The sequence below is a fragment of the Dongia mobilis genome (genome assembly GCF_004363235.1).
GTDB classification, from domain to species: domain Bacteria; phylum Pseudomonadota; class Alphaproteobacteria; order Dongiales; family Dongiaceae; genus Dongia; species Dongia mobilis.
Map to the genome: position 1 here is coordinate 164,361 of NZ_SNYW01000008.1, position 11,758 is coordinate 176,118.

At 66.4% G+C, this 11,758-nt stretch carries 11 protein-coding genes; 7 read left to right on the top strand and 4 right to left on the bottom strand.

Annotated features, from left to right (window positions below; genetic code table 11):
- Positions 1-51: 51 nt before the first annotated feature.
- The 3 genes from A8950_RS09415 to A8950_RS09425 all read left to right on the top strand — a co-directional run bounded on the left by A8950_RS09415 (position 52) and on the right by A8950_RS09425 (position 3,195).
- A complete protein-coding gene (locus A8950_RS09415; protein ID WP_133613402.1) occupies positions 52-1,374 on the top strand; it encodes an AmpG family muropeptide MFS transporter in 1,323 nt (440 codons plus the stop codon).
- A complete protein-coding gene (locus A8950_RS09420; protein ID WP_133613403.1) occupies positions 1,371-1,652 on the top strand; it encodes a SelT/SelW/SelH family protein in 282 nt (93 codons plus the stop codon). The genes A8950_RS09415 and A8950_RS09420 overlap by 4 nt, the downstream gene beginning before the upstream one ends.
- A gap of 142 nt (positions 1,653-1,794) precedes the next feature.
- Positions 1,795-3,195: an ELM1/GtrOC1 family putative glycosyltransferase gene (locus A8950_RS09425; protein WP_133613404.1), complete on the top strand. Its 1,401-nt coding sequence runs from the start codon at positions 1,795-1,797 to the stop codon at positions 3,193-3,195.
- Here A8950_RS09425 and A8950_RS09430 read toward each other — a convergent pair.
- Positions 3,175-3,462 carry a hypothetical protein gene (locus A8950_RS09430; protein WP_166645094.1) on the bottom strand — a complete coding sequence of 96 codons (288 nt, stop codon included), beginning with the start codon at positions 3,460-3,462 and terminating at the stop codon, positions 3,175-3,177. The two genes, A8950_RS09425 and A8950_RS09430, sit on opposite strands and share 21 nt — an antisense overlap.
- Positions 3,463-3,864: 402 nt before the next feature.
- On the opposite strand from A8950_RS09430, the gene dnaK reads away from it, so the two are divergent.
- The 4 genes from dnaK to dapB all read left to right on the top strand — a co-directional run bounded on the left by dnaK (position 3,865) and on the right by dapB (position 10,013).
- Positions 3,865-5,796: a molecular chaperone DnaK gene (dnaK, locus tag A8950_RS09435; RefSeq protein WP_133613406.1), complete on the top strand. Its 1,932-nt coding sequence runs from the start codon at positions 3,865-3,867 to the stop codon at positions 5,794-5,796.
- A 139-nt stretch (positions 5,797-5,935) separates the two neighbouring features.
- Positions 5,936-7,075, top strand: coding sequence for a molecular chaperone DnaJ (dnaJ, locus tag A8950_RS09440; RefSeq protein ID WP_133613407.1), 1,140 nt, complete (start codon positions 5,936-5,938; stop codon positions 7,073-7,075).
- A gap of 252 nt (positions 7,076-7,327) precedes the next feature.
- Complete coding sequence (locus A8950_RS09445) at positions 7,328-8,821, top strand: PAS domain-containing sensor histidine kinase (protein ID WP_166645095.1); 1,494 nt, start codon at positions 7,328-7,330, stop codon at positions 8,819-8,821.
- A 373-nt stretch (positions 8,822-9,194) separates the two neighbouring features.
- A complete protein-coding gene (gene dapB / locus A8950_RS09450; protein ID WP_133613837.1) occupies positions 9,195-10,013 on the top strand; it encodes a 4-hydroxy-tetrahydrodipicolinate reductase in 819 nt (272 codons plus the stop codon).
- A 6-nt stretch (positions 10,014-10,019) separates the two neighbouring features.
- Here dapB and A8950_RS09455 read toward each other — a convergent pair whose 3' ends face one another.
- Genes A8950_RS09455 through A8950_RS09465 form a run of 3 tightly spaced genes read right to left on the bottom strand, consistent with a single transcriptional unit; the run spans position 10,020 to position 11,723 of the window.
- Positions 10,020-10,223 (bottom strand): tautomerase family protein, encoded by a 204-nt coding sequence (locus tag A8950_RS09455; protein ID WP_133613409.1) that lies wholly within the window; start codon positions 10,221-10,223, stop codon positions 10,020-10,022.
- A 12-nt stretch (positions 10,224-10,235) separates the two neighbouring features.
- A complete protein-coding gene (locus tag A8950_RS09460) occupies positions 10,236-11,159 on the bottom strand; it encodes a DMT family transporter (protein ID WP_133613410.1) in 924 nt (307 codons plus the stop codon).
- Between the two features lie 3 nt (positions 11,160-11,162).
- Complete coding sequence (locus A8950_RS09465; protein WP_166645096.1) at positions 11,163-11,723, bottom strand: DUF2244 domain-containing protein; 561 nt, start codon at positions 11,721-11,723, stop codon at positions 11,163-11,165.
- Positions 11,724-11,758 lie beyond the last annotated feature (35 nt).

The window sequence follows — 11,758 nt, forward strand, 5'->3', positions numbered from 1 at the left end:
TTCAGCATGGCGCGCGATCAAGGACCCCGAGTCGCCGGTGAAGGACAGAGCATGAGCGTCGAACGTCAGGTCGGTTGGTGGGAGGCCATGTCGGTCTATCTGACGCGCCGCCAGATCATCATCCTGGTGATGGGATTTGCCAGCGGCCTGCCCTTGCTGCTGACCTTGTCGACCCTGTCCTATTGGCTTTCCAAGGTCGGCGTCGACAAGACCACCATCGGCCTTTTCACCCTGGTCGGTATTCCCTACACGCTGAAATTCGCCTGGTCGCCGATCATCGACCATCTGCGCCTGCCGCTCATCGGCCGCATCGGCCGGCGCAAGAGCTGGCTGTTCCTGTGCCAGGCGGGGCTGGTCGCGGTCATCTTCCTGATGGGGCGGACCGACCCCACCATCGATCCCGAGTTCACGGCCATTCTCGCCATCCTGGTCGCCTTCTTCTCGGCCAGCCAGGACATCGTCATCGATGCCTATCGCATCGAAATTCTGCGCGACGACGAACAGGGCGCCGGCGCCGGCACGACCCAGGTCGGCTATCGCATCGGCATGCTGCTGGCCGGCGCGGGCGTCACGGCGATGTCCGATTTCATCGACTGGCCGACCATCTTTGCCATCCTCGCCATCGCCGCGGCGCTTTGCGCCGCCTTCACCCTGTTCGTGCCGGAACCGCAACGGCGCGGCGTTGAGACGGCCAAACGGAAAAGCTATGCCGACTGGCTCAATCAGGCGGCGGTGCGGCCCTTCGCCGATTTCATGGGTCGCCGCGGCTGGATCGTCATCCTGCTCTTCATCCTGTTTTACAAATATGGCGACGCCTTCGGCGGCGCCATGGCCAACCCCTTCTATGTCGAGCTCGGTTTCACCGGCACCGAGATCGCCGCCATATCCAAGCTCTATGGCGTCATCGCCACCCTGGTGGGTGGCGTACTCGGTGGTTTGATCGTCGCGCGCTACGGCCTGTTCCGGACGCTGCTGGTCGGCGGCGTGCTGCAGGCCGTCACCAATCTGCTGTTCAGCTACCTGGCGATGATGGGCAACGACCTCCTCTGGCTGGGTGTTGCCATCACGGCCGACAATCTGGCGGGCGGCGTCGCCGCGGCCGCCCTCGTCGCCTATCTCTCCGGCCTCTGCAATGTCGCCTTCACGGCGACGCAATATGCCCTCTTCAGCTCCTTCATGGCGCAGGGCCGCACGATCCTGTCCAGCGGCAGCGGCTGGTTCGCCGATCATCTGGACTGGGTCACGTTCTGGGCGCTGACTACGGTGATGGCGATCCCGGGACTGCTGCTGTTGTTCTGGATCGCAAAGCTCTATCCCCAGGGCATGACCGCAAAGCCGCCGACGGCGGCCGGGGCAGCTGTCCTGCCGACATGAAACCAATCGTCACCATCACCTATTGCACGCAATGCCGCTGGCTGCTGCGGGCCGGTTGGACGGCGCAGGAATTGCTGGTGACCTTCGAGGAGGAATTGGGCGGCGTGACGCTGATCCCCGGCAGCAGCGGCATCTTCGAGGTGCGGGCGGCGGATCAGATCATCTGGTCGCGCAAGGATGAGGGGCGGTTTCCGGAATTGAAGGAGTTGAAACAGCGCCTGCGCGATCAGATTGCTCCCGACCGCGCACTCGGCCATTCCGAGCGGCAGCCGGAATAACACCATTCTCCAGCTGCCGCGGTTCCCCACCTGATAACGGCGCCAATGACAATTGTCATCGGTCTGCAAGACCGGCGTCAGCCTGTCGTCATCAACCCTGTCCTAGGTTTTGTCGGACAATTCCGGGACGGGGAATCGGGCGATGACTGATGACAAGGCGCTGGCGGCGCCGGATATGCGTTTGCCATTCGACCTGGCGCAAGGCCAATTGCCGGGAAAGCCGCCGCTGGTCTGGCTGCTGCAGGGGCCGCGCCTCGGCGACAACGAGCAGGTGCTGGCGCTGGGCGCTGCCTTGGCCCGGCGTTTCGGCTGGCCGGCCGAGGTGAAGCAGATCGCCTATCGCCATGCGCCGGCAGCACGCGTGCCGCTCGAACACGCCCTAGACCATGTCGACCGCGCCGCCAGCGCCGATATCGGCGCCGCCGATTCTACGCCGGCGCATTTTTCCTATCCCGATCTGGTGGTTTCCATCGGCCGCCGCGCGGCGCCGGTCGCGCGCTGGATCAAGACGCGGAAAAACCCCGCCGCGATCCATGTGCAGCTCGGCCGCTACCAGGACCACTACCGCGATATCGACCTGCTGGTGAGCACGGCGCAATACGCACTGCCCGCCGCACCCAATGTGCTGCACCTCACCCTCCCCGTCACGGCACGGCCGGAAGCGTCGCTGGCCGCCGCAGCCACCTCCTTTGCCGGCCGGTTCGCCGCCCTCCCGAGGCCCCTCATCGGCGTATTGGCGGGCGGCCCTTCCCGGCCGATCGATTTCGGCGAATCCGACGGGCGGCAGCTGCTGGAGCGGGCCCTCGGCCTGGTACGGGCGACCGGCGGTACGTTGCTGGTCGCCGCCTCGCCGCGGACCCCGGCCGCGGTGCAGGATCTCTTCGCCCGCGACCTGCCGGCGCCGCATCAGTTTTTCCCCTTCCGGCGCGACCGCACAGGCCCCAATCCCTATCTTGGCCTGCTCGCCCTGGCCGATGCCTTCATCGTCACCAGCGACAGCATCTCGATGCTGGCCGATGCCGCCCTCACCGGCCGTCCGCTCCGGCTTTTCGCGCTGCCGGCGACGCCACGCCCGCCCCTCTGGATGCCGAGCCGGCCGCTGCACTGGCTGGGCCGCCGCCGGCTGCAAAGGCTGGAGCGGGGCAGCCCTGCCGATTGGCTCGACCGCCGCTTCGAGGCCGCGGTCCGCCGCGGCCAGGCGCAGCCGATCCGCCATGTGCCGATTCTGACCAACCGGCTGCTGCGCAACGGGCTGGTGGCGCGGCTGGACGCCGAACAAGCGGGCGGGGATCAAGCAGGCGCGGAGCAAGCAGGCAGGGGGTCGGCGGGTCTGGCTGGTCCGGAGCCGGTCAACCGGGTTTTGGCCGATCTTTGCGCCTGCGAACTGGACATGGTGGCAAGCCGCATCGCGGCGCTGCTGGCCGAGCGGCAGGCGCGAATCGAGGCGGAGAATCTGGGAATCCGAACGGCCGCTGCCGCGGCCCCCGCCACCGGGATGCTGGCCGGGGGGCGCCTTGCGGCCCTAGCCCCGGCGGCCGAATAGCTCGAAAAAGACCAGCAGGACGAGGCCGCACAGGGCCAGCCCCCCGCCGGCCAGGGCGATCGCCTGGTCCTGCAGCACGCCGAGGCCGACGGCCGCGATCGTGGCCCCCATAACGATGTCGAGGGCCATCAGGATGACGATGGCGCGGTGGATGCTGTCCTTCCGCCGGTCGCCCTCGCGCCTTTCCAGCGGTCGCATATCCTGGTGACCGCCAACCGGGCGGCTGTTGTCGGGCATCTCGCTGTCGGACATCTTGCTGTCGGGCATACTGCTGTCACTGGGCATTCGGTCTCCCCTCCAGCGACATTCTATCCGGTTTGCCGGCCGGCGCCAGAAGCCGCCCTGCACCTGCCCGCATCAAAATCCGAGTAATTTACTGGGACAAGGCCGGCCGCGACAGGTTGTCGGGGTATCCGCCGGACCATTAAGAATCTCGGCGGCGCGACTTGCGCGGCTTTGTGGACCGCCTATATAACCCCTCGAAACCAATGCCTAAACGGCGACTGCCCGGCCCCGGGATGGATTTGTTGGGGAAGCCGGCTCCGGTCGCCAGGGCATGACTTCGCAGCAACTGTCAAAGTCGGGGGTCCCTGGAGCTTCCATGCTCCGGTCGGGTGCTTCATGGGAAGGCCCAAGACAGGGATCTGCCGCAGGAAAGGATGAAGACTCATGGCCAAAGTAATCGGCATCGACCTCGGCACGACCAATTCCTGTGTCGCCGTGATGGAAGGCAAGGACGTCAAGGTCATCGAGAATGCGGAGGGTGCCCGCACCACCCCCTCGATGGTGGCCTTCACGGATAGCGGCGAGCGCCTGGTCGGCCAGGCCGCCAAGCGCCAGGCGGTGACCAACCCCGAGAACACCCTCTTCGCCATCAAGCGCCTCATCGGCCGCCGCTTCGACGATCCGACCACCAAGAAGGACATCGACCTCGTCCCCTACAAGATCACGTCGGGCGACAATGGCGATGCCTGGGTCAACTCCCACGGCAAGAATTACAGCCCCAGCCAGATCTCGGCCTTCATCCTCGGCAAGATGAAGGAGACGGCCGAGGCCTATCTCGGCGAGAAGGTGACCCAGGCGGTCATCACCGTGCCGGCCTATTTCAACGACAGCCAGCGCCAGGCGACCAAGGATGCCGGCAAGATTGCCGGCCTCGACGTGCTGCGCATCATCAACGAGCCGACGGCGGCCGCCCTCGCCTATGGCATGGACAAGAAGAATGGCGGCGTCATCGCGGTCTATGACCTCGGCGGCGGCACCTTCGACGTCTCCGTGCTCGAAATCGGCGACGGCGTCTTCGAGGTGAAGTCGACCAATGGCGACACCTTCCTCGGCGGCGAGGATTTCGACGCGCGGATCATTGATTACCTGGCCGAGGAGTTCAAAAAGGAAAACGGCATCGACCTGAAGAAGGACAAGCTCGCCCTGCAGCGCCTCAAGGAAGCTGCGGAAAAGGCGAAGATCGAGCTGTCCTCGGCGATGCAGACCGAGGTCAACCTGCCCTTCATTACCGCCGATGCGACGGGTCCGAAGCACCTCCTCATCAAGCTCACCCGCGCCAAGCTGGAGGCCATCGTCGACGACCTCATCGAGCGCACGATGGAGCCCTGCCGCAAGGCGCTGAAGGATGCCGGCCTCAAGGCCTCCGACATCCAGGACGTGATCCTGGTCGGCGGCATGACCCGCATGCCCAAGGTGATCGAGAAGGTGAAGGAATTCTTCGGCAAGGAGCCGAACCGTTCCGTGAACCCGGATGAAGTCGTGGCGATCGGTGCCGCGATCCAGGGCGGCGTCCTGAAGGGCGACGTCAAGGACGTGCTGCTCCTCGACGTGACCCCGCTCTCGCTCGGCATCGAGACGCTGGGCGGCGTGTTCACCCGTTTGATCGACCGCAACACCACGATCCCGACGAAGAAGTCCCAGGTCTTCTCGACCGCCGAGGACGGCCAGACCGCGGTCACCATCCGCGTCTTCCAGGGCGAGCGCGAGATGGCGGCGGACAACAAGCTCCTCGGCCAGTTCGACCTGGTCGGCCTGCCCGCCGCCCCACGCGGCGTGCCGCAGATCGAGGTCACCTTCGACATCGACGCCAACGGCATCGTCAACGTCTCGGCCAAGGACAAGGCCACCGGCAAGGAGCAGCAGATCCGCATCCAGGCCTCGGGCGGTCTCTCGGACAGCGACATCGAGAAGATGGTCAAGGATGCTGAGGCGCATAAGGCCGAGGACGAGAAGCGCAAGAAGCTGGTCGAGGCGCGCAACCAGGCCGACGCCCTGGTGCACAATGCCGAGAAGCAGCTGAAAGATGCCGGCGACAAGGTCTCGGCCGAGGACAAGTCCCTGGTCGAGGGCGCCATCGCCGATCTGAAATCGGTCCAGGATGGCGAGGATGTCGAGGCGATCACGGCCAAGACCCAGGCCCTCACCCAGGCCCTGATGAAGGTGGGCGAGGCGCTCTACAAGGCGCAGGCCGAGGCGGCCGGTGCCGAGGGCGGCGGCGCGGAAGCCGATGCCGGCTCTGCCCAGGCCTCCAATGACGAGAAGGTGGTCGACGCCGATTTCGAGGAAGTCGACGACCGCAAGGGCAAGAGCGCCTGAGCGGGTGGCGTCCCGGATGGCGCCCGACCCACGGATGACGTGACAGCGAGGTCGGGTCGGGTATCTGCTTGATACCCGACCCGGCCTCGGTTCTTATCAGCGCGGCACAAGTGCTGCAGACCCGAATTCAGACGATTGCATCATGAAGCGCGATTACTACGAGACGCTGGGGGTGGAGAAGGGCGCGGATGCGGAAGCCTTGAAAAAGGCCTATCGCAAGCTGGCCATGCAATACCATCCCGATCGCAATCCCGGCGACAAGGAGGCGGAAGGCAAGTTCAAGGAATTGAACGAGGCCTATGACGTGCTCAAGGACGAGCAAAAGCGCGCCGCCTATGACCGGTTCGGCCATGCCGCCTTCGAGAATGGCGGTGGCGGCTTCCGCAACGGCCAGGCGCATGGTTTCAACGCGTCCGGTTTTGCCGACATTTTCGACGAGATGTTCGGCGATTTCATGGGCGGCGGAAGGCGCGGCCAGGGCCGCGGGCGCGGCTCGGATCTCCGCTTCAACATGGAGATCAGCCTGGAGGAGGCCTTTGCCGGCAAGCAGACCACCATCCGCGTGCCAAGCTCGGTCGTCTGCGAGGCTTGCGACGGCGCCGGTGCCGAGAAGGGCTCGAAACCGGTTACCTGCCCCTCCTGTCATGGCCATGGCAAGGTGCGCGCGACCCAGGGCTTCTTCACCATCGAGCGCACCTGCCAGCATTGCGGCGGCGCCGGCAAGGTGATCGAGAAGCCCTGCAAGACCTGCCACGGTTCCGGCCGCACGGCCAAGGAGAAGACGCTCCAGGTCAACATCCCGGCCGGCGTCGAGGAGGGCACCCGCATCCGCCTGGCCGGCGAGGGCGAGGCGGGCATGATGGGGGCGCCCGCCGGCGACCTCTACATCTTCCTCTCGATCAAGCCGCACCGCCTGTTCGAGCGCGACGGCGCCAACATCCACTGCCACGTGCCGATCATCATGACGACGGCAGCCCTTGGCGGCCAGGTCGAGATCCCGACCATCGATGGCGGCCGCGCCAAGGTGACGATCCCGGCCGGGGCCCAGACCGGGCAGCAATTCCGCCTCAAGGGCAAGGGCATGTCGGTGCTGCGTTCGAGCGCCCGCGGCGACATGTATGTCGAACTGGTGGTCGAAACCCCGGTCAACCTTTCCAAGAAGCAGAAGGAATTGCTGAGCCAGTTCGAGGCCGAGGGCAAGAAACAGGGCAATCATTCCCCGCAAAGCGAGGGCTTCTTCGCGCGGGTGAAGGAATTCTTCGACAATTCCCGCGACTAGCCCCGGCAACTCGACAGGAACTTATTCAACAGGGAAATGCCCGCCCGGCGGACGGGCACCGGGCCCTGGGTGCCAATTCTGAGGACTTGACGCCGGGCCCCCGGTGTCTTTTCCTGCGCGTGGCCGGCGTTCCGCAGCGTCGCCACAGATCACCCGAAAAAACTTAACCGGCTTTTCCGGTCCGGTGCCGGATCTGCACTGGCACCGGGGAATGACGCCAATCCGGCGTGATGCCAATTGGGGGGTAGCGGCGTGACAGGATTCCCGGGATTGCCGGTCGATCGGCTGAAGACGGCGTTATGGGTCTTCGATATCGACCAATCGCGCGTGATCTGGGCCAATCGTGCGGCCCTCCGCATCTGGCGTGCCGATTCGCTCGCGGAACTCACCGCGCGCGACATGGGCGCGGACATGTCGCCCGCGGTGGCGGCGCGCCTCCGGCAGTACCAGGAAGATTTCAACGCCCGCGATGCCAGCTTCACCGAGATCTGGACCATCTATCCGCAGGGCGAGCCGGTCACGGTGAATGCCGTGTTCAGCGGCGCGCGCCTACCGGACGGGCGCATGGCGATGCTGTGCGAGGCCTCGGCCGAACATCGCAACACACCGGAATCGCTCCGCAGCGCCGACGCGCTGCTGCACACCTCGGTCATGATCACGCTTTACGACCTGGATGGAAGACCACTCTACCGCAACCCGGCGGCGCGACTGGCGGTGATTGGGGTGGGCGCGGGCGCCGATGTCGATCTTGCCGCGCGTTTCGACGACGCGGCGGATTACCGCCTGTTCGCCGCCGCCATCGCCGAAGCGGGCGAGGCGCGCCAGGTGGCCCGCATCCGCACCATCGCGGGGCCGCGCTGGCACGAACTGACGGCGCGCACCTGCCGCGATCCGGCCACCGGCGCCCCGGCGCTGCTGGTCAGCGAGACCGACGTGACCGCAGTCCGCGAATACCAGGTCGAGCTGGAGGAAAACCGTGCCAAGCTGGAGGAACAGGCGCGCGAGTTGCGCGAACTGCACCGGGCCGCCGAGGCCGCCAGCCGCGCCAAATCGCAATTCCTCGCCCATATGAGCCATGAATTGCGGACACCTCTGAACGCCATCATCGGCTTCTCCGACGTGACGCGGCAGGGCACCTTCGGCCCGGTCGAGCCGCCGCGCTACCGCGATTACGCGCAGCTCATCCATGAAAGCGGCAATCTGCTGCTGGACCTCATCAACGACATCCTCGACATCTCCAAGATCGAGGCCGGCAAGTTCGAGCTGAAGCCTGAATTGCTGGAGGTGCGCGCGGTGATCGAGCAGAGCTCGCGCCTCGTCTCCGGCCTTGCCAAGGAAGCGGGGGTCAAGCTGCTGACCGATGTCGAACAGGGCATCGAGACGCTCTATGGCGATTCCCGCGCTATCAAGCAGATCATCATCAACCTGCTTTCGAACGCGGTGAAGTTCACGCCCAATGGCGGGCATGTGGCCCTTTCCATCGGCCCCGGGCCGGGCGGCGCCAGTGCCATCACCGTGCGCGACAACGGCATCGGCATGGACCCGCAGGAGATCGGCCAGGCCCTGGACCCTTTCCGCCAGATCGATTCCGCCGTGGCGCGCAACCATCGCGGCACCGGTCTTGGCCTCGCTCTGGTCAAGAACCTGGTCGAAATCCATGGCGGCACCCTCGATATCGTCAGCCGCCGCAGCGAAGGCACCGCCGTTACCGCCGTGCTGCCGCCCGCGCCCCAGGACCTGCAATAGCGGCCGGTCTCGCCGGGCCCCCATCCCTGCCGCGACGAAACTCGGGCCCAGCCTGTTGCCGAGGCCGCGCAACGTCGTCTAGATTTCACGGCGATAAACGTTAGGGGGAAAGATGGCGGGGAAAGCTCAGGCCAAGCGGCCCAAGCCCAAGGCGGCGCCAGCACCGGCGGCAAAGTCCAATGCCAAGACCAAGCCATTGCCGAAAAAGGAAAAAGCGTCTGCGAAGCCAGCCCGCGATAGCAGGGCGGCCGTGCCGCAATCGGCAAAACCGGCGGCGGCAAAACCGGCGGCGGCAAAACCCGTGACAGCAAAACCCGTGACAGCAAAACCGGGCGGCGGCGGCCTGCGGCCCAAGCGGCCGGTCAACGGTGCCATCCGCGTCGGCATCGCCGGCTGTGCCGGGCGCATGGGCCAGATGCTGCTAAAGACCCTGGCGGCGGTGCCCGGCGTCCTGGTGGTCGGCGGCAGCGAGCGCAAGGGCTCGCCCGCCCTCGGCATGGATCTGGGCGCACTGGCCGGCACCGAACCCTTCGGCATCACGGTGGGCGACGACGCCTCCGCGCTGTTCGAGGCGGCCGATGTGGTGATCGATTTCACCAATCCGGCGGCGACGGCGCAGCATGCCGGCTTTGCCGCCCGCACTGGCACCGCCCATGTCATCGGCACGACCGGCCTCGATGCCGACCAACTGGCGGCGATCGGCCGGGCGGCACAGAAGGCGCCCATTGTCATGGCCTCCAACATGTCGCTGGGCGTCAATCTGCTGGAACAGGTGGTGGAACAGATTGCCCGCATCCTGGATCCCGATTGGGATATCGAGATTGTCGAGATGCATCACCGGCACAAGGTGGATGCGCCCTCCGGCACGGCGTTGACCCTGGGCGAGGCGGCGGCGCGTGGCCGCGGCGTGCCCCTGCGGCGGGTCGCCAGGCGCGCCCGCGACGGCCATGTCGGCGCCCGGGTCAAGGGCGAGATCGGCTTCCAGGCGCTGCGCGGCGGCGATGTGGTGGGCGACCACACGGTCATGTTCGCCGCCGATGGCGAGCGGGTCGAGATCACCCACAAGGCGTCATCCCGCGAGATCTTCGCGCGGGGTGCCGTGAAGGCGGTGCTGTGGGCCGCCGGCAAGGGGCCCGGCCTCTATTCCATGAAGGACGTGCTGGGGTTCAGCGTCGGCGGCAGCGCGACCTAGCGGTCATCAACTGCCGCCCTGGCGCTTCCAATCGTCGGTCAGCATCCCGGCAAAGCCCCAATCCGCCTCGTCGATCTCCTGGATCACGATATGGGTGTGCTCCGGCTTCTTGCCGAGGTTGCGGACGAGGGCGTCGGTGATCTCGGCCACCAGGGCCGATTTCTGGGCGCGCGTCGCGCCGCGGGTGATCTGCACGTTCACATAGGGCATGGTCTTCCTCCGTCATGATTGCCTGCGCCCGAGGCGCAGGCGCGGCAGGGCCAGCCCGATCAGGATGAGGACGAGGGCCGCCACCGCGTTCCATCCCGGCACTTCGGCATAGCCGAAATAGCCCCAGCCGAGGCCCATGATCGGCACCAGGAAATTGTTGGTCGAGGCGAAGCTGGCGCCGGCGCGGCGCATCAGCGTGAAGAACAGCCAGTTGCCGAAGGCGGTCGAAAGCAGCCCCAGCCAGAACGCGGCGAAGACCGCCTTGCCGTCGGGGGCAAGGTTCCAGGGCTGATCGACGATGAGCCAGATGGGCGCCATGGTGACGAAGCCCAGCACCAGGATGATGCCGACTGTCATCTCGGCCCCCATCTGCGGCAGGCGGCGCGCATTGACGCCGTAGAGGGAATAGCTGAGGCAGGCGCCGAGGATGGCAAGCTGGCCCACGACCTGCGCCCCCAGCCCCTTGAGCGCGTCGAAGCCGACCAAAGTGACGACGCCGGCAAAGCCGCACAGCACGCCGGCGATCTTGGGCAGCGACAGCTTCTCGTCATGGGTCATGACATGGGCGATCACCACGACCAGCAGCGGAATGGTCGCCATCAGGATGGCGGCCAGCTGCGAGGTGGTGAATTGCTCGCCCCAGCCGATCAGGAAGAAGGGCAGCGAATTGCCGATGACGCCGAGGAAGGTGAGCCTGGCCCACAAGCCCGCCCCGCGCGGCCATTCCTGCCCGCGCCAGCGCGCGAGGCCCACCAGGATGACGGCCGCCATGCCGATGCGCAGGATCGCCAGGCTGAGCGGCGGCAGGCCGTGATCCACCGCCACCTTGATGAAGAGGAAGGACGAGCCCCAGACCAAAGCGAGGAGGCCGAGGAGGCCGAACTCGGCAAGGCCGGGCGCCTGGATCGCCGGCGGCTTCTGGTGCTGTGCGGTCATGGATCAGGCCGATGGCGCTGGCTGTGCGCCTTCGCGCAGATGCGCCCCGTCGCGGTGGCGCGCCAGTACGGCCTCCAGTTCCTCGGCAAAGCCGCAGCGTTCCGGCCCGGAAAGGAACGCGCCGATCTCCACCGCCCTGCCGTGGGAACCCAGATAGAGGCTGGAATCGGCCTCGCCGGCGCGCTTCAGGATGACGCGCAGCCAATAGGGCTGCAACGCCAGCGTGGTGTGGCGCCCCTTGGCATCGAGCTTGTCGATCACCAGCCGATCGGCATAGAGGCGCAGGCGCTCCGCCCGCCGGTCGCCGCGCAGATGGCGCGAGAAGAGATACCAGAACAGCAGCCATTCGGCGCCGATAAAGCCGAAGATCGGCCAGGCGCCGAGGAGGAGGAAGGTGAGGCCATAGAGCCCCATGATGATCGCGGTGCCGGCGATGAGGATGGTATAGCCGCGCCGGCCGAGCGAGCGGTGCGGATAGAGGATGGCCTCGAAGACCGGCGCCTCGCCGGTTTCGGCCGTCGCGTCATGGGGCGCCGCCGGCCCGCCGCTCTGGGTCTCGCTCATCCTGGCCATGCTTCCGTTATGGATGCGCCCGAGTA

Coding starts and splice junctions, on each gene's coding strand:
- A8950_RS09425 (WP_133613404.1), top strand. CDS start 1,795: ATGACTGATGACAAGGCGCTGGCGGCGCCGGATATGCGTTTGCCATTC.
- A8950_RS09415 (WP_133613402.1), top strand. CDS start 52: ATGAGCGTCGAACGTCAGGTCGGTTGGTGGGAGGCCATGTCGGTCTAT.
- A8950_RS09455 (WP_133613409.1), bottom strand. CDS start 10,223: ATGCCCTATGTGAACGTGCAGATCACCCGCGGCGCGACGCGCGCCCAG.
- A8950_RS09465 (WP_166645096.1), bottom strand. CDS start 11,723: ATGAGCGAGACCCAGAGCGGCGGGCCGGCGGCGCCCCATGACGCGACG.
- A8950_RS09420 (WP_133613403.1), top strand. CDS start 1,371: ATGAAACCAATCGTCACCATCACCTATTGCACGCAATGCCGCTGGCTG.
- dnaK (WP_133613406.1), top strand. CDS start 3,865: ATGGCCAAAGTAATCGGCATCGACCTCGGCACGACCAATTCCTGTGTC.
- A8950_RS09460 (WP_133613410.1), bottom strand. CDS start 11,159: ATGACCGCACAGCACCAGAAGCCGCCGGCGATCCAGGCGCCCGGCCTT.
- A8950_RS09430 (WP_166645094.1), bottom strand. CDS start 3,462: ATGCCCGACAGCAAGATGTCCGACAGCGAGATGCCCGACAACAGCCGC.